Origin of the sequence: Citrobacter sp. BIDMC107 (genome assembly GCF_001037575.1) — a bacterium.
GTDB lineage: Bacteria > Pseudomonadota > Gammaproteobacteria > Enterobacterales > Enterobacteriaceae > Citrobacter > Citrobacter freundii.
On sequence record NZ_KQ089848.1, the window covers coordinates 903,587 to 926,478 of the forward strand.

The 22,892-nt window shown below is 54.7% G+C and carries 21 protein-coding genes; 8 read left to right on the top strand and 13 right to left on the bottom strand.

Going from position 1 to position 22,892, the window contains the following annotated elements; all coding sequences use genetic code 11:
* Positions 1-106 precede the first annotated feature (106 nt).
* The gene (locus SK39_RS04335; protein WP_048216696.1) at positions 107-1,153 is read left to right on the top strand and encodes an AbrB family transcriptional regulator; all 1,047 of its coding nucleotides are present in this window, start codon (positions 107-109) and stop codon (positions 1,151-1,153) included.
* On the opposite strand, the gene nei is transcribed toward SK39_RS04335, so the two are convergent.
* Genes nei through ybgI form a run of 8 tightly spaced genes read right to left on the bottom strand, consistent with a single transcriptional unit; the run spans position 1,150 to position 7,443 of the window.
* Positions 1,150-1,941 carry an endonuclease VIII gene (gene nei, locus SK39_RS04340; protein WP_003847331.1) on the bottom strand — a complete coding sequence of 264 codons (792 nt, stop codon included), beginning with the start codon at positions 1,939-1,941 and terminating at the stop codon, positions 1,150-1,152. The genes SK39_RS04335 and nei overlap by 4 nt on opposite strands.
* Positions 1,942-1,955: 14 nt before the next feature.
* A complete protein-coding gene (gene pcp / locus SK39_RS04345; RefSeq protein ID WP_048216697.1) occupies positions 1,956-2,600 on the bottom strand; it encodes a pyroglutamyl-peptidase I in 645 nt (214 codons plus the stop codon).
* A 9-nt stretch (positions 2,601-2,609) separates the two neighbouring features.
* A complete protein-coding gene (locus SK39_RS04350) occupies positions 2,610-3,605 on the bottom strand; it encodes a DUF979 domain-containing protein (protein WP_003847337.1) in 996 nt (331 codons plus the stop codon).
* A complete protein-coding gene (locus SK39_RS04355) occupies positions 3,602-4,324 on the bottom strand; it encodes a DUF969 domain-containing protein (protein WP_003835449.1) in 723 nt (240 codons plus the stop codon). Before SK39_RS04355 ends, SK39_RS04350 begins: the two co-directional genes overlap by 4 nt.
* Before the next feature lie 53 nt (positions 4,325-4,377).
* Positions 4,378-5,112, bottom strand: coding sequence for a 5-oxoprolinase subunit PxpA (gene pxpA / locus SK39_RS04360; protein WP_003835451.1), 735 nt, complete (start codon positions 5,110-5,112; stop codon positions 4,378-4,380).
* Positions 5,102-6,034, bottom strand: coding sequence for a 5-oxoprolinase subunit PxpC (gene pxpC, locus SK39_RS04365; protein ID WP_032938517.1), 933 nt, complete (start codon positions 6,032-6,034; stop codon positions 5,102-5,104). Before pxpC ends, pxpA begins: the two co-directional genes overlap by 11 nt.
* Positions 6,028-6,684 (bottom strand): 5-oxoprolinase subunit PxpB, encoded by a 657-nt coding sequence (gene pxpB / locus SK39_RS04370; protein WP_003835457.1) that lies wholly within the window; start codon positions 6,682-6,684, stop codon positions 6,028-6,030. The genes pxpC and pxpB overlap by 7 nt, the downstream gene beginning before the upstream one ends.
* 15 nt (positions 6,685-6,699) lie before the next feature.
* The gene (ybgI, locus tag SK39_RS04375) at positions 6,700-7,443 is read right to left on the bottom strand and encodes a radiation resistance protein YbgI (RefSeq protein WP_003022887.1); all 744 of its coding nucleotides are present in this window, start codon (positions 7,441-7,443) and stop codon (positions 6,700-6,702) included.
* 289 nt (positions 7,444-7,732) lie between these two features.
* On the opposite strand from ybgI, the gene dtpD reads away from it, so the two are divergent.
* Positions 7,733-9,214, top strand: coding sequence for a dipeptide permease DtpD (dtpD, locus tag SK39_RS04380; RefSeq protein ID WP_003847348.1), 1,482 nt, complete (start codon positions 7,733-7,735; stop codon positions 9,212-9,214).
* Between the two features lie 50 nt (positions 9,215-9,264).
* On the opposite strand, the gene SK39_RS04385 is transcribed toward dtpD, so the two are convergent.
* The 4 genes from SK39_RS04385 to SK39_RS04400 form a co-directional block, all read right to left on the bottom strand.
* On the bottom strand, positions 9,265-10,191 hold the full coding sequence (locus SK39_RS04385; protein ID WP_032938519.1) for an Rpn family recombination-promoting nuclease/putative transposase: 927 nt from the start codon (positions 10,189-10,191) through the stop codon (positions 9,265-9,267).
* A 160-nt stretch (positions 10,192-10,351) separates the two neighbouring features.
* A complete protein-coding gene (gene phrB, locus SK39_RS04390; protein WP_048216698.1) occupies positions 10,352-11,770 on the bottom strand; it encodes a deoxyribodipyrimidine photo-lyase in 1,419 nt (472 codons plus the stop codon).
* Positions 11,771-11,790: 20 nt separating this feature from the next.
* Positions 11,791-12,744 (bottom strand): YbgA family protein, encoded by a 954-nt coding sequence (locus tag SK39_RS04395; protein ID WP_003835465.1) that lies wholly within the window; start codon positions 12,742-12,744, stop codon positions 11,791-11,793.
* An 89-nt stretch (positions 12,745-12,833) separates the two neighbouring features.
* Positions 12,834-13,040: a YbfA family protein gene (locus tag SK39_RS04400; protein ID WP_003022870.1), complete on the bottom strand. Its 207-nt coding sequence runs from the start codon at positions 13,038-13,040 to the stop codon at positions 12,834-12,836.
* Between the two features lie 308 nt (positions 13,041-13,348).
* Between SK39_RS04400 and kdpF the strand changes: the two genes are divergently transcribed.
* The 6 genes from kdpF to kdpE are packed head-to-tail and all read left to right on the top strand — an operon-like array spanning position 13,349 to position 21,130.
* A complete protein-coding gene (gene kdpF, locus SK39_RS26790; RefSeq protein ID WP_001670793.1) occupies positions 13,349-13,438 on the top strand; it encodes a K(+)-transporting ATPase subunit F in 90 nt (29 codons plus the stop codon).
* On the top strand, positions 13,438-15,117 hold the full coding sequence (gene kdpA, locus SK39_RS04410) for a potassium-transporting ATPase subunit KdpA (RefSeq protein WP_032938522.1): 1,680 nt from the start codon (positions 13,438-13,440) through the stop codon (positions 15,115-15,117). The genes kdpF and kdpA overlap by 1 nt, the downstream gene beginning before the upstream one ends.
* 20 nt (positions 15,118-15,137) lie before the next feature.
* Positions 15,138-17,186 (top strand): potassium-transporting ATPase subunit KdpB, encoded by a 2,049-nt coding sequence (gene kdpB / locus SK39_RS04415; protein WP_032938523.1) that lies wholly within the window; start codon positions 15,138-15,140, stop codon positions 17,184-17,186.
* A gap of 8 nt (positions 17,187-17,194) precedes the next feature.
* On the top strand, positions 17,195-17,761 hold the full coding sequence (gene kdpC, locus SK39_RS04420) for a potassium-transporting ATPase subunit KdpC (RefSeq protein ID WP_003835531.1): 567 nt from the start codon (positions 17,195-17,197) through the stop codon (positions 17,759-17,761).
* Between the two features lie 10 nt (positions 17,762-17,771).
* Positions 17,772-20,456 carry a two-component system sensor histidine kinase KdpD gene (gene kdpD, locus SK39_RS04425; RefSeq protein ID WP_032938524.1) on the top strand — a complete coding sequence of 895 codons (2,685 nt, stop codon included), beginning with the start codon at positions 17,772-17,774 and terminating at the stop codon, positions 20,454-20,456.
* Positions 20,453-21,130, top strand: coding sequence for a two-component system response regulator KdpE (kdpE, locus tag SK39_RS04430; protein ID WP_003022856.1), 678 nt, complete (start codon positions 20,453-20,455; stop codon positions 21,128-21,130). Before kdpD ends, kdpE begins: the two co-directional genes overlap by 4 nt.
* A 100-nt stretch (positions 21,131-21,230) precedes the next feature.
* On the opposite strand, the gene pgm is transcribed toward kdpE, so the two are convergent.
* Positions 21,231-22,871: a phosphoglucomutase (alpha-D-glucose-1,6-bisphosphate-dependent) gene (pgm, locus tag SK39_RS04435; protein ID WP_003022854.1), complete on the bottom strand. Its 1,641-nt coding sequence runs from the start codon at positions 22,869-22,871 to the stop codon at positions 21,231-21,233.
* Positions 22,872-22,892 lie beyond the last annotated feature (21 nt).

Here is a 22,892-nt window from a genome sequence, read left to right on the forward strand (position 1 = left end):
ATCACCGGTTAGTCCGTTTTTATTGATACTTGATATTTTTTTCAGCGGACTTTTTCTCTATGCTGTATCAACACGTTAAACGCAGCATATAACTCAGGAGCATGGGATGCCTGTTTTGCAGTGGAGCCTGTTGTTTGTGCTATCGCTCCTGCTTTCCCTGCTCTTTCTGCTTATTCATCTTCCAGGACCCTTGCTGCTCGGTTCGATGATCGTCGGCATCATCTTCAGTCTGCGCGGCATCTCTCTGCATCCTCCCCGCTGCACATTTCTTGGCGCGCAGGCGATTCTCGGCTGCATGATTGCCCAAAATCTGACCGGTTCAATCTTCACAACCCTTGCAGCCCACTGGCCGATGGTGATTGTTATCCTGCTGGCAACCCTTATCAGCAGCGCGATAATCGGCTGGCTGCTGGTTCGCTACAGTAATCTACCGGGTAACACCGGCGCATGGGGCTCGTCACCAGGCGGCGCAGCGGCAATGGTGGCGATGGCGCAGGATTATGGTGCCGACATCCGACTGGTGGCGTTTATGCAGTATCTGCGTGTACTGTTGGTGGTCGGCGCGGCGGCGATGGTCACCCGTCTGGTGATGGGCGACCAGGCGCAGGCGGTCAGTGAACAAATCATCTGGTTTCCGCCTCTAAGCGGCAATCTTTTCAGCACTCTGATGCTGGCCGCCGTTGCCGGCACGGCTGGACGCTTACTGCGTATTCCCTCTGGCGTCATGCTATTGCCGATGCTGGTGGGTGCCTTGCTGAATGCAAGCGGAGTGATGGTGATTGAACTGCCGGAATGGCTACTGGCGATAGCCTATATGGCCATCGGCTGGCAAATCGGCCTGGGCTTTGACAAGCAGATATTTTTAATGGCGCTGCGCCCTTTGCCGCAGATCCTGTTGTCCATTTTTTCACTGATGGCGATCTGCGCCGCTATGGCCTGGGGACTGGCGCATTACATGCAGATTGATTTTCTCACTGCCTATCTGGCGACCAGTCCAGGTGGCGTGGATTCTGTCGCGGTGATTGCCGCAGGAAGCCACGCTGATATGGCGCTCATCATGGCGATGCAAACCCTGCGACTGTTCAGCATTTTGTTAACTGGCCCCGCAGTCGCGCGGTTTATTTCGGTGCACGCGCCAAAACGGCCCGCTTAGTGCTGACATCCCGGACACCAGTAAAAAGGTCGCGAGGAGAGCATCGTTTTCTCGATAGTCCCACCACAACGCTCACAGGCTTCGCCGTCCCGATGAAAGACCTTGAAGCGAAACAACGCACCGTGATGTTTATTCTCATCGACCAGCCCGCGGGTATTATAAGACAGGCGCGGAATATCAAGCAGCGCATGTGCCAGTTGATCCAGTTGCTCATCACTAAGCTGCGACGCTTTATGCTGCCCGGTCAACCCTACCTGCCAGAGGATCTCTACCCGCAGGTAGTTACCTAATCCCGCCAGAAACGCCTGGTCCAGTAGCAGACCAGAAAACTGGCGATTGCAAAAACGCGGAGATAACAGACGCGCTTTAACCTCATCGGGCGTTAAACGTAAATCCAGTACATCCGGCCCAACCCGTTGCAGGAACGGGTGGGTGGTTAGCTGTTCTGGCGTCAGCATTTCGATATCAGACGCGCTATACAGCAGAATTGTCTTGTCATGTGTTTGCAGACTGACGCGCAGTACCCGCGAAGTTTGCGGAATTTCGCCGGTATCCACCACTCGCCACACACCATAGAGCTGATTGTGACTGTACAGCGTCAGGCCATTAGAAAAATGGGTCAGTAATGCTTTCCCTCGCGTTTCAAGCTGGGTAACACTCTGCCCAATTAGTTGAGATTGATACGGTTTTAACTGCTCAAAGGCAAACCAGACTTCCGTCAGGGGTTTGCCTTTGACTGCCGCCTCCAGGTTATCCGCCGCGCGGCGGATCTCCGGGCCTTCAGGCATAATACTGTCCTTTGTTAATGTGTTGCACCGCCCGTCACTGCGATATCGCTTTCCACCTGCAAGGAGGTGGCAATTGCGACTTCCAGCGCCCGGCGTACTGTTTCAGCCGCCATACTTGGCGCCCCGGGATGCTGTGCGGCCTGTTGCGGCAAATAAGGGATGTGAATAAAGCCGCCCTTCACCGCCGGTGCGTCGCGTAGTTTATGCAGCAGGCCATACATCACGTGGTTACACACGAAAGTACCAGCGGTCTGGGAAACCGAGGCCGGAATTCCCGCGTTGCGCATCGCCATAACCATCGCTTTGATCGGCAACGTGCTAAACCATGCCGCTGGACCATCGGCTACAATCGGCACATCTACCGGCTGTTGCCCCTGATTATCCGCAATACGCGCATCGTCAACGTTAATCGCCACGCGTTCCACGGTGATATCCGTGCGGCCACCTGCCTGCCCCACCGCCAGGACCAGCGATGGCGACAGCGCGTCAATTGCGCCATTGAGTACGGTAAGAGACTCGCCAAAGACGCACGGCAGTTGGCGGGCAACGACGCGGCATCCACCGATGATAGCATTATCGAGTCCCGAGACCACTTCCCAGGAAGGGTTAACTGATTCGCCGCCAAAGGGTTCAAATCCCGTGATGAGTACTGTTTTCATCCTGTCACCTTACAAGAACATCAGGAAATACATCAGGAACACGTTGACCAATAGCAGCAGTATGCCGGTTGGCACCTGCGCTTTAATCACCGCGTTTTTGTCCGGTAGTTCCAGCAGCGCAGCAGGGACAATGTTAAAGTTCGCCGCCATCGGCGTCATCAGTGTCCCGCAATAACCGGAGAACATACCAATCGCCGCCATTACCGCCGGATTACCACCGTGTTGCAGTACAAGAATTGGAATACCAATCCCAGCGGTCACGATCGGGAAAGCAGCAAACGCATTGCCCATGACCATAGTCAGCAATGCCATGCCGATGGTGTACACCGCCACTGCGATAAAGCGACTGTCTACCGCCAGATATTCCTGCGTCAGATATGAAATGCCGCTGCCTACGCCCGCTGCCGTAAACAACAGCCCGAGCGTAGCCAGAATCTGTGGCAGGATGAACGCCCAGCCGATGGAGTCCAGCAGACGGCGCGCCTCCTGGATCGGTTGATGCACCCGCTCATGGGTCATTTTTATTGCCATCGCCAGACCAATCAACGAACCTGCGGTCATGGAAAAAAGCGTCACCAGCGTGGCGTGATTACCCGGCCCAAACAGCGCATCCTGTAAGCCCGGAATATGGTTGAACATCAGCACGCCAATAACCGTTACTACCGGGATCGCCAGCGCCGGGAAAAAAAGGCGGTTGCCCAAGCGACTGGCACTTTCTTCGCGCTGTTGCTGCGTCCGTTGATGATAGCTTCCCAGCTTTACGCCGCCGAAACCGGCGATCAGCGCCAGGACGACCACCGCAATACCGACGGCAATATGCACCGCGCGCTTGTCGCCAAACAGCGAGAATGTCCAGTCGCCAAGCAGAAACAGTACGCCGTATATGCCCCAAAACAGACCAGTGGTGAAGCGACGCGGGTTCGCTTTATCCTGCCAGGACATGACGGCCACAATCAGTAATACCGCGCCCGCCAGCCAGTAGAGATAGCTTTGTTGAAAATTCATTGCGCTTCCCCTTTCGCTGCGGCGTTCGCTTTCGCCACCTCACGTTGCAAATAGCTATCCAGACGCCACAAACGTGTGCCGTGGATCAGGAAAGCACAAATTGCCGTTGGGATCCCCCATAGGGCGATATGCAGCGGTTCGGTCTGGATCCCACCAGACTCCAGCATAAAGTTATGCATGAAGATGATGGCGCCGAAAGCAACAAAGATATCTTCACCGAAAAACAGCCCGACGTTATCGGTCGCCGCTGACATTGCGCGCAGTCGATAGCGTACCGCCCCAGGTATCTCGCCGTGATTTTTCTCAGCGGCCCCTTCCGCCATCGGCGCCAGCAGCGGACGCACCATTTGCGGATGCCCCCCCAGACTGGTGAGTCCTAATGCAGCGGTCGCTTCGCGAATGAACAGATAGACAATCAGCAGGCGGCCGCTGGTAGCGCTGCGGATTTTTGCAATCCACGCCTGCGCACGCTCTTTCAGACCGTGACGTTCCAGCAGACCGATTACCGCCAGTGGGATCAGCAGGATAAACGGTAGGTTGCGGGTGTTAAGAAAACCTTCACCCAGTTTCTCGAGAATAGTGGCGATAGGCATATGCGCCGCCAGCCCCGTGACAATCCCGGCAATAATAACCACCAATACCGGGTTAAAACGTAAAAGAAATCCGACCACGATGACGGCGATCCCCGTCAATGGCCAGAGAGAAATAGCCTCTCCCATAATTAAATCCCTTATGTTGTTGTGTAATATATTATTGTTTTGTATGAATAAATTTATGCGCTAATTTGAATATTGCATGCTTCAAAGGCGCTACGCAAGCGGCGGGCAAAAGCGAGTGCGTGCTCGCCATCCCCATGAATGCATACCGTCTGGGCAGTCACGCTCGCCCATGTCCCACTTTGGCTTTTTACTCTGCCGGATTGCACCATTTCTAACGTTTGCGCCAACGCCTGCTCTTCATCCTCAATCAGTGCGCCCGGCTGACTACGCGGCACCAGGCTGCCATCGGCCTGATAACCCCGATCGGCAAACACCTCCTGACGCGTTACCAGGCCATAGTGTTCTCCAGCACGAATCAGTTCGCTTCCCGCCAGTCCCACTAAAATCAGCGACGGATCGCAGGCATGAACCGCTTTCGCAATCGCATCAGCCAGTTGAGGATCTTTCGCTGCCTGGTTATAGAGCATGCCATGCGGTTTGACATGATGCATCACACCGCCCTCCGCCCGCGTGATGGCAGCCAGCGCGCCAATTTGATACAGCGTCTGCGCATACACCGTTTGTGCAGGCAGGGTCATGGCGCTACGGCCAAAATTTTCCCGATCCGGAAAGCTGGGATGCGCACCTATCGCTACGCCATTTTTTAGCGCTTCGCGCACGCTTGAGAGCATGGTTTGCGCATCGCCTGCGTGAAACCCACAGGCGATGTTGGCCGATGACACCAATTGCAGCAACGCTGCATCGTTCGCACATCCCTCACCGAGGTCTGCATTGAGATCAATTTTCATTGTTAAGTCGCCATGCTAACTGTTCCAGGTAACGCTGCTGGTCGTACCGCGCCTTCAGCGCTTCCTCCAGCGAACACTGCACAAAATGAATCGGTTGACCGAGCGGGATCTGCGCCAGATGATACATATCTGCCTCGATGATACAGGCGATGCGCGGATAACCGCCCGTCGTCTGAGCATCGTTCATCAGCACAATGGGTTGGCCATTATGTGGAACCTGCACCACGCCGGGGAGCAAGCCATGCGACAGCAGCTCGCGATCGGTCGTGCGCGTCAGCGGCTGCCCCTGAAGACGATACCCCATACGGTTACTTTGTGGGCTAAGTTGCCACGGTGAGCGCCAGAACGAAGCCTGCGATACCTCATCAAACTCCTGATATTCAGGTCCGGGCAGCGCACGAATGAGATTACCCCACATCAGTTGCTTAACACCTTGCGGCTCGCTGAATTTCCGGGTAGATACGCCAATCGCCAGTCGATCGCCATCACGCAGTAGACGCCCTTCAAACCCACCAATGCCCACTTTCAGATCGGTACTACGCGAGCCCATCACTTCAGGAACATCAATACCGCCCGCTACCGCCAGATAACTGCGCATGCCATGAAGCGGACGTTTTAGCGTCAGGCGCTGCCCGGCTTTTACCGGTAACCGCCATCCGCTCCACACGGGCGTACGATCCAGATGCGCTTCGCATCCGGCACCGGTCAGGGCAAACCAGCCATCGGCTTCAAACTCCACCACCAGTTGCCCCAGCGTGATTTCCAGCGCTGCGGCATTCGCATCATTACCCACCAGCAGGTTAGCCACGTTCAGCGCCGGTTTATCCAGCGCCCCACAGTGACTGATTCCGGATTGACGAAAACTATGACGTCCCCCGTCCTGTACTGAGGTATACATGCCAGCGCGGATGATGTTTAACATATCCCCTCCTTCTGCGGGACAAAACGCACGGTATCGCCAGCCCGCAACAGAATCGGCTCCTCCCGTTTTGGATCAAATAACGAAACGGAAGTACGCCCAATCAATTGCCACCCGCCAGGCGTGGAAAGCGGGTAGATCCCCGTTTGAGATCCACCGATACCGACAGAACCTGCCGGAACAAGCAAACGCGGTTCCGCACGTCTTGGGGTATGCAGTTGTTCAGGTAAGCTCCCGAGATAGGGGAATCCCGGCTGAAAACCGATAAACCACACCACGTAATCAACCGACGCATGAAGTTCCACAACCTGCTTGTCACTTAATCCGCTGTGCCGGGCGACCTCTGCCAGATCGGGACCGGCCTCACCGCCATAGGTGACGGGAATTTCAATAAAGCGCGAATCCGGCTCCAGTGCTTCACTCTCTTCCCACCAGCGTTGCAGGCGCTCAATCGCATCCAGCGCCAGCGTTTGCGGGTCGCGCAAGGTCACCGTGATATTGTTCATGCCTGGAATAGCTTCCAGTACATTCGGGGCATCAACCAGACGCTGGGCCAGACGCCAGATGCGTTTCTGAGTCGCCAGCGTAATGGGCGGTTCCAGTTCAAGAACCACTGCCGTTTCACCTAACAGATAACAACGCGCTCGCTGCACTTTCGTCCCTCTTTATTACGCTGGATTAGGAATATCGATAAAAGTCACGTCCAGATCGGTATTTTCATTAAGCCAATCGCTTAATGCGCGAATGCCGCCGCGTTCGGTCGCATGGTGACCGGCAGCATAAAAATGCAGCCCCTGCTCGCGGGCTGAGTGAATGGTTTGCTCTGAAACTTCACCAGTGATAAAAGCGTCGACGCCAAACCGGGCTGCGCTATCAATAAAACTTTGACCGCCCCCCGTACACCAGGCGACGCGCTGAACTTTTTCCGGACCGGTATCACCACACCATAACGGTTTACGGCCTAAACGCGCTTCAATCCACGATGCCAACTCCAGTCCCGGAACCGGCATGGAGAGTTCTCCCCATGGCACCAGCGGTTCGATCTCACCCATCACGGTAATCCCCAACAGCGCGGCCAACTGCGCGTTATTCCCCAGTTCCGGGTGAGCATCCAGCGGCAGGTGCCAGCCATACAGGTTGATATCGTTTTCCAACAGCGTTTTCAGACGATGGCGCTTCATTCCGCGAATTACCGGAGATTCGCCTTTCCAGAAATAACCGTGATGAACGATAACCGCATCGGCCTGCAGGCGCACCGCCTCATCCAGCAGCGCCTGACTTGCGGTCACGCCGGTCACGATTTTATGCACCGTCTCTTTGCCCTCAACCTGCAAACCATTCGGCGCATAGTCGCTAATGGCGGCGCTGTTCAGTTTGTCGTTGATCAGTTGTTCCAGTTCGGTGTTTTTCATCATCGTCCTCGTAGTCATTAATTCTGCCTGCCTAATCAGCAACACAGCTTAGGTTAAAATAGCGTCCTCGCCTGCGTTCGTCGATAGCCATTTCACTGACACATCAAGAAACAATCACACCCGCTTTGAACATGATTTGCTTACCACTACGCGATCCAATTCATGTATATTTATGCAATCAGACAGCATATTGCAAAAATAATCAGATCTGTATCAAAGTTACAACTTTAAGGAAACACGCTCGCGCAGTACGCTCAGCCTGTCGCGAGGCATTTACTTCGAGAAAATAATGAATAAACAAGCATCTCAACCACGGGCGATTTATTACGTCGTCGCGCTACAAATCTGGGAATATTTCAGTTTTTACGGCATGCGTGCGCTGCTGATCCTGTATCTCACTAACCAGCTCAAGTACGACGATAATCACGCATATGAACTGTTCAGCGCCTACTGTTCACTGGTCTACGTCACCCCCATTCTCGGGGGATACCTGGCAGATAAAGTGCTCGGGAATCGAATGGCGGTGATGATCGGCGCATTTTTAATGGCGGTGGGACATCTGGTATTGGGCGCAAGCGAAATGGCTCCGGCGTTCCTTTATTTGTCGCTGGCGATCATTGTCTGCGGCTACGGTCTGTTTAAATCCAACATTAGTTGCCTGCTGGGCGAGTTATATCAACCTGAAGATCCGCGTCGCGACGGTGGATTCTCTCTGCTCTACGCAGCCGGTAACATCGGTTCGATCATCGCACCGATTGCCTGCGGATACGTGCAGGAAGAGTACAGCTGGGCGATGGGCTTTGCGCTGGCTGCGATTGGCATGCTGGCAGGGTTGGTGATTTTCTTATGCGGTAATCGCCATTTCGCTCATACCACTGGCGTCAACAAGGCTGTGCTGTGTGCGAAAAAGTATATGCTGCCAAACTGGGCCTGGCTGTTAGTTCTGCTGGTTGCAGCACCGTTACTGATTACCGTCCTGTTCTGGAAAGAGTGGTCCGTTTACGCACTGATTGTTGCCACGGTTATTGGTCTGGCGGTTCTGGCGAAGATTTACCGTCAGGCGCAAACCCAAAAGCAGCGCAAAGAATTGGGGCTTATCGTCACGCTGACCTTCTTCAGCTTGCTGTTCTGGGCCTTTGCTCAACAGGGCGGCAGCTCGATTAGCCTGTATATTGACCGCTTCGTAAATCGCGATATTTTGGGGTATTCCGTCCCGACCGCGATGTTCCAGTCGGTTAACGCCTTTGCCGTTATGCTGTGCGGTATCGTGCTGGCCTGGGTAATCAAAGAAAGCGTTGGCGGCAATCGTACCGTACGTATTTGGGGTAAATTCGCCCTTGGCCTCGGTTTAATGAGCGCAGGGTTCTGCATTCTGACCTTAAGCGCCCGCTGGTCCGCAGCTTACGGCCACTCTTCCATGCCGCTGATGGTATTGGGGCTGGCGGTCATGGGCTTTGCCGAACTGTTTATCGACCCGGTGGCGATGTCGCAAATTACGCGTATTGAGATCCCTGGGGTGACTGGCGTATTAACAGGCATTTATATGCTGCTGTCCGGCGCCATCGCCAACTATCTGGCAGGCGTTATCGCCGATCAGACGTCGCAAGGCTCGTTTGATGCTGCTGGCGCTATCAACTACTCCATCAATGCGTATATTGATGTCTTTAGCGAAATTACCTGGGGCGCGCTGGCCTGCGTGGTGTTGGTGCTGCTGATTTGGCTGTACCAGTCGCTTAAGTTCAGAAACCGTCCGCTGGCGGTAGAATCCTGAGTGTAAGGGCCCGATGATGTAATACTATTCGGGCCTGTTTTTTCGGGTAATTACGCATAACTTGCAGCGAGTTCCTCTTCAGTAAGCCCCGTCACTAGTAGTACCATTGCGCGATCTATTCCCTGCTCCAGCATAGTTTGCGCTATACGTAATGCGGCTTCTCGCTTTCCTACTTCTTTGCCTTGTTGTAGCCCTTGTTGTAAACCTTCCTGTAATCCATCTAACCGTAACCGCTCCGCAATAGTCATCAGCCTCTCCTTATGTTGGGGGATCCGTTGTGCCATCTCTTGCATAAACTCATTAAAGCGAGATTCATCGCCGGATCGTAGGATGTAATTAAACATCGCCTGCAGTTGCGTGTCATTAGTGCATCCAGTAAGTAGTAGCGTGGTCAGTTGTTCTATCAGCCCCATCAAATCCCGCTGACGGATATGTTTTTGCATTAATTCCAGCAGCGCCATTCGCCTGTGAGCCATGATCTCATCATCGGGTACCACCGTTATGTCTACCAACGGAAATGCGCTGGAATAAAGCTGTCTTGCCGCCACGGGGTCGGCAAAGGTATCCAGCCAGCACAATGAGTACGGATAGGGGCTTCGGCAGCCATGATAAAACAGCATCGGTATCACCAGCGGCAGTTCCTTGTGCCCTGCGTCCAGATGGCGCTGCATCGCCGCCAGCGCATAACGCAACAGACGAAAAGCCATATGTGGCTCGGCTGAACTTTGATGCTCTATCACCACATAGACATAACCGTCACCGTTGCGTGTGTGCAAAGACCAGAGCACGTCGGAGTAGCGCGAACGTAAATCCGCTTCAATAAAGCTTTCTGACTCCAGTTGCAGCGAATTCAAATCGCAAAGCATCCGCAGTTCAGCTGGCAGGTGAATGTCGAGAAAATCTCGTGCAGTTTCGGGATGATGTAAAAACGTTTTAAACACCGCATCATGCGGGGTGGAGGTCGTTGGCGTTGTCATTAATTTCCGTCATTTTCATTCAGATGACGGAAATTTACTGCTGAGAGAAAACTTGTGCAGCAGGGTATTTACGGTACTGAGCGCACGCTTCAGCGCTAAAATCACCCGACTGCAACATGTTCATTCTGTTGGAAGGTATTACGCAAAATCCACCATGCCTTTACCCCTTGCGCGCCGCCTCATATGCCGCCAGCGTCGCCAGCCTTGCCTGTTTATGATCCACAATCGGGCGAGGATAACTTAGTGTTACCTGCGCTTTTTCTGCCCACGACCACGGGTCATGAATGGCTTTACCCGGCACGTCGCGCAGTTCCGGCACCCACTGGCGGATAAACTCACCGTCACAGTCGAATTTTTCGCCCTGCGTCGTGGGGTTAAAGATACGGAAATACGGTGCGGCGTCGGTTCCGGTTGAGGCTGCCCACTGCCAGCCGCCGTTATTGGCCGCGAGGTCACCATCAATCAGTTGCGACATGAAATATTGTTCGCCTTTACGCCAGTCAATCAGCAGGTCCTTGACCAAAAAACTGGCGGTAATCATGCGTAATCGATTATGCATCCAGCCCGTGGCGTTGAGCTGACGCATCGCCGCATCCACAATAGGGTAACCCGTACTACCCGTTTTCCAGGCCTGCAAATGCGTCGGATTATTCTGCCATTGCACGCGATCGGTCCAGCGGATAAAGGGTTGATACCGACACAGCGCCGGATGGTAAGTCATCAGATGACGATAAAATTCACGCCAGATAAGCTCGTTCAGCCAGACGCTACCCCTGCCGCCCTCAAGCGCTTGCGGCTGCTCCGCGAGCAGTCGATTCAGGCACTGGCGCGGTGATAGTCCTCCTGTCGCCAGGCTCGCGGATAATCGACTGGTCCCGTCAATCGCGGGAAAATCACGCTGCTGCTCGTATTCTCCCACAGCCTGCTGGCAAAAATGGCGTAATTGCGCGATGGCCAATTTTTCATCTGCCACAAACCTCTGCGCATCAAAATATTGCTGCGGATAGCTCAGCGTTATTGCGCTTAACGACGTGCTGAGTGCGCCGCTGTCCCTCATTTTCGGCGCGCTAACGCATTCTGGAATACCGTCTTTAATCCGCTTCAGCCAGGCATTTTTAAACGGCGTGAACACTTTATACATCTCATGATTCCCGGTCATCACCGCCCCCGGGGGCAGGATCACGCTGTCGTCAAACCCTTCGCACACCACCTGAGGTAAGGACTTTTCGACGGCAGCATCACGCTGGCGTTCGTTTATTTCATATTGATAGTTATAAAATAATCGACTGACGTCATGCTGCAGGCAGACACTTTTGATGGGGTCCACGCTGGCCGCAAAATCAGCCACTTCGTAAAACAGTAAAGGGATGCCTTTTTCTGCCAGCGCTGTTTGTAACGCATTCAACTGCGCGCAGGTAAATGCCGCCTGGCGCGGGGCCATATCGTGGGCCTTCCACTGCTCGGGGGTAGCGATATATAACGCCAGCACCTGCGCAGAACGATCCCGACAAGCCGCCGCCAGCGCGAGGTTGTCGTGCAGGCGTAAATCACGCCGAAACCAGACCAAATGGGTGGTCATAACACTCCTGAAGAAAAAACTTAACGCCCGTAGCGCAAACGCAGAGCCTCTGGCCAGGGATTGAAATAGCGCTGCCCGGAGAGATAAGCATCCGGATATTCCGCCATATAGTGTTTGAGTAATGTTATTGGCGCAAGCAGCGGTTGAGTCGAACGTCGATACCCGTCAATGAGAGAGGCCAGCTCCTGCCGCTGACGAGAATTTAATTGCGTACGGAAATAGCCCTGGACATGCATCAGCACGTTGGTATGGTTGCGCCGCGAGGGAAGATGCGCCAGCAAACTCATCAGCCTTAAGCGATACTCGACAAAATAAGCCTGCAAATCTTGCCATTCGCCGATCGCCGCGACAAAACGCCCGAGTTCGCGATAGTCCGGCTGGGAATGGGCCAACAGTAATAGCTTGTAACGGCTGTGATAATCGATTAGTGCGCCGCGCGTTAACCCTTGCTGACGGATACCGTTGAGCTCGTGCAAGGCATAAATGCGCTCAACAAAATTTTCCCGAATCTGCGGGTCGTGCAAACGCCCGTCCTCTTCCACGGGAAGCCAGGGTAACGTCGACATCAGCACGGACGTAAAGATCCCTCGTCCCGCTTTACGGTTGTTTTTGCCTTCCACGTCGTAGACCCGCACCCGTTCCATACCGCAACTGGGGGATTTTGCACAGACAATATAGCCACACAAATGCTCCAGACGATTGCTTTGTCGCTGACTAAAAGCCGTCATTACGTCTGTCAAATCACCCTCGCGCTTATCACTAAAACGCAGGGAGACAGCCTCGCCCTCTTTGACCAGATGCAGCGCAGGTCTCGGGACCGGTAACCCGATACCCATTTCAGGGCATACGGGTTCGAACGCGACCCACGGCGACAGTTCTTCTACAGCAAAGGCCAGCCGCTTATGCCCACCATCATAGCGAACCGCCTCCCCCAACAGACAGGCACTGATACCAACAGGGATTTTCTCGCTCATGATCGCTCCTTTCTCATTCCTGAGATAAGTGTAGCTATCATGAACAAAAAAGCCGCTGATATCAGCGGCTTTTGGGGATTTATTAGCTATCAGTAGAAATCGCAGGTGGCTTTTTCAGCCTGCTCCATCCACACCGGTTTATCACTGGTTTTAGACCAGACGCGGTGCAGGTAGCTGTAAAAACGGGCGCGGTCTTTCCAGAACAACATGACCGGCAGCGCCAGCACGCCCGCCACAACGGCAAAGGTACGGCGCAAGAAAACAATGTGTGCTGGATATTCTTTATAAAAGTCCATAATCCTCTCCCATATATCTGTTCGGTGAATCGCACCGGAAAAATAAACTTGGTTAACTGATGAAAATAATACCGCCTTGTGTGTAATTTTGCTACTCATCCGACCACTTATTTTTATCTATTGATGCTCCGTTTAGCTAAAAACTGTAATTAAGTTACATAAAAGTTAAATTAATACTAATCATTAGTTAAATAATGGTCTTTGCCATTTTTATACTTTTTTTACACCCCACCCACTGATTTTTGCGAAATCTTTGCAAGCAAAAATCTACGCTCTGGTTATCACATTTATGCCACTGGAGGTGCACTGTGAGTGCAGGCGTGATAACCGGCATTGTGCTGGTCTTTTTATTATTAGGTTATTTGGTGTATGCCCTGATTAATGCGGAGGCGTTCTGATGGCGGCCCAAGGATTTTTACTCATTGCCAGTTTCTTGCTGGTGCTGTTTGTCGTCGCCAGACCGCTGGGCTTTGGGCTGGCTCGACTGATCAATAATACGTCCCTGCCGGGCCTGACTGGCGTGGAGAATTTGCTCTGGCGTGGTCTGGGCATCTCACAGCAGGAGATGAACTGGCGGCAGTATCTGTTGGCGATCCTCGCGCTCAATGTACTGGGCCTGCTGGTCCTGTTTTCGATGCTGATGGCGCAAAACCTGCTGCCGTTAAATCCCCAGCAACTGCCAGGGCTTTCATGGGATCTGGCGCTTAACACCGCGGTGAGTTTTGTCACTAATACCAACTGGCAATCCTATGCTGGTGAAACCACCTTAAGCTACTTCAGCCAGATGGTCGGGCTGACCGTACAAAACTTCCTGTCAGCGGCAACCGGGATTGCGGTGATTTTTGCCCTGACCCGCGCCTTCACGCGCCAGAGTATGAACACCTTGGGCAACGCCTGGGTCGATCTGATTCGCATTACGCTGTGGATCTTGCTCCCCATTGCATTGCTCATTGCGCTGTTCTTCATTCAGCAAGGTGTGCTGCAAAACGTGTTGCCCTATCAGCCCATCACCACACTTGAAGGAGTTAAACAACTGCTGCCGATGGGGCCCGTCGCCTCACAGGAAGCGATTAAGATGCTTGGCACTAACGGGGGCGGTTTCTTTAACGCTAACTCATCACATCCGTTTGAAAACCCTACCGCATTGACCAATCTGGTACAGATGCTGGCTATTTTCTTAATTCCTACCGCGCTGTGTTTTGCCTTTGGTGATGTGGTGGGCGATCGTCGCCAGGGACGGACCCTGCTGTGGGCCATGTCACTGATTTTTGTGGTCTGCGTGGCCGTCGTGATGTGGGCTGAAGTTCAGGGCAACCCACACCTGATGGCATTCGGCGCAGACAGTAATATCAACATGGAAGGCAAAGAGAGCCGCTTTGGCGTGCTGGCCACGAGTCTGTTTGCCGTCGTCACGACAGCGGCATCTTGCGGTGCTGTTGATGCGATGCATGACTCCTTTACTGCGCTGGGCGGCATGGTGCCAATGTGGTTAATGCAGATTGGTGAAGTGGTCTTCGGCGGCGTGGGTTCAGGTCTGTACGGCATGCTGCTGTTCGTGCTGCTGGCGGTATTTATCGCCGGGTTAATGATTGGCCGCACACCAGAGTATCTGGGTAAGAAAATCGACGTGCGCGAAATGAAAATGACCGCGTTGGCGATTCTGGTCACCCCTGCGCTGGTCCTGCTCGGCACAGCGATCGCCATGATGACCGAAGCTGGCCGCAGCGCCATGCTTAACCCGGGTCCACACGGGTTTAGCGAAGTGCTGTATGCCGTGTCGTCCGCCTCGAACAACAACGGTAGCGCCTTCGCCGGGTTAAGCGCCAACAGCCCGTTCTGGAACTGCCTGCTGGCCTTATGCATGTTCTTCGGTCGCTTCGGCGTGATCATTCCCGTGATGGCGATTGCCGGATCGCTGGTCAGTAAAAAGATCCAGCCAGCCAGCTCCGGCACGCTACCTACCCACGGCGCGCTGTTTGTCGGGTTGTTGATCGGTACGGTGTTACTGGTTGGCGCTCTCACCTTTGTTCCTGCCCTGGCGCTTGGCCCGGTCGCAGAATACCTGTCATTACACTGAGTGATGCGGAGCACATTACTATGAGTCGCAAGCAACTGTCGCTGTTCGAACCCTCTCTGGTCGCACAGGCGCTGATGGACGCCGTGAAAAAATTAAGCCCACATACCCAATGGCGTAATCCGGTGATGTTTATCGTCTGGTTGGGCAGTCTGTTAACGACCCTGTTAACCGTGGCGATGGCAACAGGCCATATGCCGGGTAATCCTTGGTTTACCGGTGCGATAAGTCTGTGGCTGTGGATTACCGTTCTGTTCGCCAACTTTGCTGAAGCGCTGGCGGAAGGACGCAGTAAAGCTCAGGCCAACAGCCTGAAAGGCGTCAAAAAAACCGCCTTTGCCCGCAAGCTTCGCGAACCGAAATACGGCGCGGCAATGGATCACGTCCCTGCCGATGATTTACGTAAAGGCGATATCGTGCTGGTGGAAGCTGGCGATATTATCCCGTGTGACGGCGAGGTGATCGAAGGAGGCGCGTCGGTAGATGAAAGCGCCATTACCGGTGAATCCGCGCCGGTGATTCGTGAATCCGGTGGTGATTTCGCCTCCGTCACCGGCGGGACTCGCATCCTCTCCGACTGGTTGGTTATCGAATGCAGCGTAAACCCTGGTGAAACGTTCCTCGACCGGATGATCGCCATGGTTGAAGGTGCACAGCGGCGTAAAACGCCCAATGAAATTGCCCTGACGATCCTGTTGATAGCCCTGACCATCGTCTTTCTACTGGCTACGGCCACGCTGTGGCCGTTTTCCGCCTGGGGCGGTAGCGCGGTCAGCGTCACTGTATTGGTTGCGCTGCTGGTGTGTTTAATCCCTACGACGATAGGCGGGCTGCTCTCCGCGATTGGCGTCGCCGGGATGAGCCGCATGTTGGGTGCGAACGTCATTGCCACCAGCGGACGTGCAGTAGAAGCGGCGGGTGACGTGGATGTACTGCTGCTGGATAAAACCGGCACCATTACGCTGGGTAACCGCCAGGCTTCAGATTTTCTGCCCGCCCACGGCGTGGACGAAAAAACGCTGGCCGATGCCGCGCAGCTTTCATCCCTGGCCGATGAAACGCCGGAAGGCCGCAGCATCGTGATTCTGGCTAAACAGCGCTTTAATCTGCGTATACGCGACGTGCAATCGCTACACGCCACCTTTGTACCGTTTACCGCCCAAAGTCGGATGAGCGGGATCAACATCGACAACCGTATGATCCGCAAAGGGTCGGTCGATGCTATTCGTCGTCACGTCGAAGCCAACGGCGGCCACTTCCCCGCCGACGTTGAGCAGAAGGTCGAAAACGTCGCACGCCTTGGCGCTACGCCGCTGGTGGTTGCTGAAGGCTCCCACGTACTTGGCGTGATTGCCCTGAAAGATATCGTAAAAGGCGGGATTAAAGAGCGTTTTGCCCAGCTGCGTAAAATGGGGATCAAAACGGTGATGATCACTGGCGACAACCGTTTGACCGCCGCCGCAATCGCCGCGGAAGCCGGAGTGGATGACTTCTTAGCCGAAGCCACACCGGAAGCCAAGCTGGCGTTGATTCGTCAGTATCAGGCGGAAGGTCGTCTGGTGGCGATGACCGGCGACGGAACTAACGACGCACCAGCCCTTGCTCAGGCCGATGTGGCCGTTGCCATGAACTCCGGAACCCAGGCAGCGAAAGAAGCGGGCAACATGGTGGACCTCGACTCCAACCCCACCAAACTGATTGAAGTGGTGCACATTGGTAAACAGATGCTGATGACGCGCGGTTCGCTGACCACCTTCAGTATCGCCAACGACGTAGCGAAGTATTTTGCCATTATTCCGGCCGCGTTCGCCGCCACCTACCCGCAGCTCAATGCGCTGAACGTGATGGGGCTGCATTCGCCGGACTCGGCGATCCTCAGCGCGGTTATCTTTAACGCACTGGTTATCGTCTTTCTGATCCCACTAGCGCTGAAAGGCGTGAGTTACAAACCGTTATCCGCTTCCGCGATGCTGCGCCGCAATTTGTGGATCTATGGCCTGGGTGGTCTGGTTGTGCCGTTTATCGGTATCAAAGCAATTGATTTACTGCTGACCCTGCTGGGTCTGGTGTGAGGTTTCAGATGAGTGGATTACGTCCTGCATTATCAACATTGATTTTCCTGATGCTTATCACCGGCGGGGCATACCCGCTGCTGACCACTGCGCTGGGGCAATGGTGGTTTCCCCACCAGGCTAACGGTTCGCTTCTCCGCGAAGGTCAGATTGTTCGCGGCTCCGAGCTCATTGGGCAACAGTTTACCGCTGCCGGTTATTTTCAGGGACGCCCCTCAGCCACAGCGGAAATGCCCTATAATCCAATGGCTTCAGGCGGCAGTAATCTGGCAGCCAGCAACCCGGAACTGGATAAACAGCTGCAAAGCCGGATTGCCGCGCTGCGTGCCGCTAACCCGCAGGCAAATCCTGCCGTTCCGGTAGAGCTGGTAACAGCTTCCGCCAGCGGGCTGGATAACAACCTGACGCCAGCTGCGGTGGCCTGGCAAATCCCCCGCGTGGCGCAGGCTCGCAACCTCAGCGTTGAAGAGGTCACACGCCTGGTTGCACAATACACGCAAAAGCCGTTGGTCAGTTTTATCGGCCAACCGGTGGTGAACCTAGTGGAACTTAATTTAGCGCTGGATAAGCACTGAGAAAAAGGACATGCATAACGAACCCTTACGCCCCGACCCCGATCGCCTGCTGGAGCAGACCACCGCTCCGCACCGGGGAAAACTAAAAATTTTCTTCGGCGCGTGTGCAGGCGTCGGTAAAACCTGGGCCATGCTGGCAGAGGCCCAGCGGCTGCGGGCGCAGGGATTAGATGTGCTGATTGGCGTGGTGGAAACCCACGGACGCAAAGAGACCGCCGCGCTGCTGGACGGTCTCAGCATCCTGCCGCTAAAGCGAAAGGCGCGCCATGGTCGTCATATCAGCGAATTCGATCTCGACGCGGCGCTGGCCCGCCGCCCGGCACTCATTTTGATGGATGAACTGGCGCACAGTAATGCGCCAGGCTCACGCCACCCTAAACGCTGGCAAGATATTGAAGAGCTGCTGGAAGCCGGTATTGACGTTTTTACTACCGTCAACGTGCAGCATCTGGAAAGCCTCAATGATGTGGTCAGCGGCGTCACCGGCATTCAGGTTCGCGAAACCGTCCCCGATCCTTTTTTCGATGCCGCTGACGATGTGGTGCTGGTCGATCTTCCCCCCGACGATTTGCGCCAGCGCCTGAACGAAGGCAAGGTCTATATCGCCGGTCAGGCGGAAAGAGCCATCGAGCATTTCTTTCGCAAAGGTAACTTGATCGCGCTACGTGAGCTGGCCCTGCGCCGCACGGCCGATCGGGTTGACGATCAGATGCGTGCCTGGCGTGGACGTCCGGGAGAGGAGAAAGTCTGGCATACCCGCGACGCCATATTGCTGTGTATTGGACACAACACCGGCAGCGAAAAGCTCGTGCGTGCCGCCGCGCGTCTGGCAGCGCGCCTCGGCAGCGTATGGCATGCAGTGTATGTCGAAACGCCAGCGCTGCACCGACTGCCCGAAAAACAACGCCGCGCAATTTTAAGCGCCCTGCGATTAGCCCAGGAGCTGGGTGCAGAAACCGCCACCCTTTCCGATCCCGCTGAAGACAAAGCAGTAATCCGCTACGCCCGTGAGCATAATCTGGGAAAAATTGTCCTCGGACGTCCGACTACGCGACGCTGGTGGCGCAGTGATTCCTTTGCTGACAAACTGGCCCATCGCGCACCGGATCTCGACCTGATGATTGTTGCGCTCGACGAACCACCTTCGCGCCCTGTGCTGCAAACTGCAGATAGCCGCACCTTTAAGGATAAGTGGCGGGTTCAAATTCAGGGTTGCGTGGTTGCCGTCGCGCTGTGCGCCATCATTACGTTGATTGCCATGCAGTGGTTGATGGCCTTTGACGCCGCCAACCTGGTGATGATCTATTTATTGGGTGTGGTGGTTATCGCCCTCTTTTACGGACGCTGGCCGTCAGTGCTGGCAACCTTTATTAACGTTGCCAGCTTCGATCTCTTCTTTATTGCCCCACGCGGTACGCTGGCCGTTTCCGACGTCCAGTACCTGCTTACCTTTGCCGTGATGCTAACGGTAGGGTTGGTTATCGGTAATCTCACCGCTGGAGTGCGTTATCAAGCACGGGTAGCGCGTTATCGTGAACAGCGTACGCGTCATTTATATGAGATGTCGAAAGCGCTGGCCGTCGGACGGAGCCAGCAGGATATCGCCGCCACCAGCGAACAGTTTATTGCCTCAACGTTCCAGGCCCGCAGCCAGGTTTTACTGCCCGGTGAGAACGGTAAGCTGGCCCCTCTCACTCATCAACAGGGCATGACACCGTGGGATGACGCCATTGCCCAATGGAGCTTTGATAAAGGGCAACCGGCCGGCGCAGGCACTGACACGTTACCGGGTGTGCCGTATCAAATTTTACCGTTAAAAAGCGCCGACAAAACGCATGGGTTGCTGGTTGTGGAACCAGGAAATTTACGCCAGCTGATGATCCCCGAACAGCAGCGCCTGCTGGAAACTTTCACTTTACTGGTCGCCAGTGCGCTGGAACGCCTGACGCTCACCGCCAGCGAAGAGCAGGCCCGGTTTGCCAGCGAGCGTGAAAGCATTCGCAATGCCCTGCTCGCCGCCCTTTCCCACGATTTGCGCACGCCGCTGACGGTGTTGTTTGGTCAGGCAGAGATCTTAACGCTGGATCTGGCAAGTGAAGGATCGCCGCACGCGCGCCAGGCCAGCGAAATTCGCCAGCACGTCCTGAATACGACCCGACTGGTTAATAACCTGCTGGATATGGCGCGAATTCAGTCTGGCGGCTTTAATCTTAAGAAAGAGTGGTTAACGCTGGAAGAGGTGGTCGGCAGTGCCCTGCAGATGCTGGAGCCAGGACTCTCTGCTCCTATTAATTTGTCGCTACCCGCGCCGTTGACGCTGATCCACGTCGATGGCCCGCTATTTGAACGGGTGCTGATTAACCTGCTGGAAAACGCTGTTAAATACGCAGGTCCAGCGGCGCAAATCGGTATTGATGCCAGCGTCGATGGCGAGCATCTGCAACTGGACGTCTGGGATAATGGCCCTGGCATTCCATCGGGAATGGAGCAACGAGTTTTTGACAAGTTCTCCCGGGGAAACAAAGAGTCATCTGTACCGGGCGTTGGGCTGGGGCTGGCAATCTGCCAGGCCATTGTGGACGTGCACGGCGGTACAATTTCCGTCCACAATCGCGCACAGGGAGGAGCATGTTTCCGTGTTACACTGCCCCAGGAAATCCCCCCTGAACTTGAAGATTTTCATGAGGATATGTGACGAACGTACTGATTGTTGAAGATGAACAGGCTATCCGTCGCTTTCTGCGCACTGCGCTGGAAGCCGATGGTCTGCGTGTATATGAAGCGGAAACGCTGCAACGTGGTCTGCTGGAAGCCGCCACGCGAAAACCCGATCTCATCATTCTCGATCTCGGTCTGCCGGACGGTGACGGCATTGATTTTATTCGTGACCTGCGACAATGGAGCGCGATACCGGTAATTGTGCTCTCAGCCCGCAGCGAAGAAAGCGATAAAATTGCCGCCCTGGATGCCGGTGCCGATGACTATCTCAGTAAACCCTTTGGTATTGGCGAGCTACAGGCGCGATTGCGCGTGGCATTGCGTCGCCACGCCAGCGGCACGTCTCCCGAGCCGGTGGTGCATTTTTCCAACGTAAAAGTAGATATCGCCGCCCGACTCGTACATCGTGGTGATGAAGAGATTCATTTGACGCCGATTGAGTTTCGCCTGTTAGCGGTACTGCTGAATAATGCCGGAAAGGTACTGACGCAGCGCCAGTTGCTCAATCAGGTTTGGGGACCAAACGCCGTCGAACACAGCCACTATCTGCGAATTTACATGGGACACCTGCGCCAGAAACTGGAACTGGACCCGGCACGTCCGCGTCATTTTCTGACCGAAACCGGGATTGGTTATCGGTTCATGCCATGACGTTAAGTTGAATATAAAAAGCCGGATCAGCGTATTTGCTGTCCGGCTTTTTCATTATTCATGCCGAATAGCGACGCTAGCGTCTTATCCGGCCTACGGTTTACGCGTTCTTCAGCACTTCGCTGACGATCTCAACCGCTTCTTTTTCGATCTGCTTGCGATGTTCTTCACCGAGGAAGCTTTCGCAGTAGATCTTGTAAGCGTCTTCCGTACCAGAAGGACGCGCGGCAAACCAGCCGTTGTCAGTCATCACTTTCAGACCGCCGATAGAAGCGCCGTTGCCCGGTGCAGCCGTCAGACGCGCGGTGATCGGGTCGCCCGCCAGCGTACTGGCGCTCACCATTTCCGGAGACAGCTTAGACAGCGCCGCTTTCTGCGCGGAGGTCGCGCTTGCCTGCAGGCGGTTGTAGCTCGGTGCGCCAAAGCGAGCAGCCAGTTCGTTGTAGTGTTCCTGCGGGTTCTTACCGGTCACTGCGGTAATTTCTGCCGCCAGCAGGCACATGATGATGCCGTCTTTGTCGGTTGACCACGGTGTACCGTCGAAACGCAGGAAAGATGCCCCCGCGCTCTCTTCCCCACCAAAGCCAAAACTGCCGTCAAACAGACCGTCAACAAACCATTTAAAGCCCACCGGCACTTCCACCAGCTTGCGGCCCAGATCGTTGACCACTCGGTCAATCATCGCCGATGACACCAGCGTCTTACCGACGGCAACATCTTTGCCCCACTGCGGACGATGCTGGAACAGGTAGTTGATCGCCACCGCCAGATAGTGGTTCGGATTCATCAGCCCTGCCGGGGTGACGATACCGTGACGGTCGTAGTCTGGGTCATTGGCAAAGGCCAGATCGAACTTGTCGCGCAGCGCCAGCAGCCCCGCCATCGCACACTCGGAGGAGCAGTCCATGCGGATTGCACCATCTTTGTCGAGATGCATAAAGCGGAAAGTCTGATCAACGTGATCGTTAACGATAGTCAGGTTCAGGTTGTAGTGCTTAGCAATACGCTTCCAGTATTCGATACCGGAACCGCCCAGCGGATCGACACCCAGCGTCAGACCCGCTTTCTGGATCGCCGCCATGTCTACGATGTCAGCCAGTCCTTCAACAAACGGCTGAACCAGATCCTGCTCTTTCACATGACCAGATGCCAGCGCAGCGTCCAGCGACATACGCTTCACGCCTTGCAGACCGGCCGCCAGCAGCGCGTTGGCTCTGTCTTCCACCACTTTGGTGACATTGGTGTCTGCCGGACCACCGTTTGGCGGGTTGTATTTAATGCCGCCATCTTCCGGCGGGTTGTGGGACGGCGTGATCACAATGCCGTCAGCCAGCGGGCCGCCTTTTTTGTTGTGGACCAGGATAGCGTTCGATACAGCAGGGGTTGGCGTAAAGCCGTTATTTTCCTGCACGATGACGTCAACGCCGTTCGCCGCCAGCACTTCCAGTACAGAGATAAAAGCCGGTTCAGACAGCGCGTGGGTATCCTTGCCCACATAGCACGGACCAGTAATCCCGTTTTTCGCACGTTCTTCAGCAATCGCCTGGGCGATAGCCAGAATATGCGGCTCGTTAAAACTATGACGACCTGCACTGCCGCGATGTCCGGACGTACCGAACTTAACAGCGTGCTCAGCGTTCCCTGCCGTTGGTTTCAGTACATAGTACTGTGCCGTCAGTTGGGCGACGTTAATCAAATCACTCTGTTGCGCAGGTTGACCTGCACGATTGTGGATTGCCATTGCCTGGTCCTTCTAATGCAA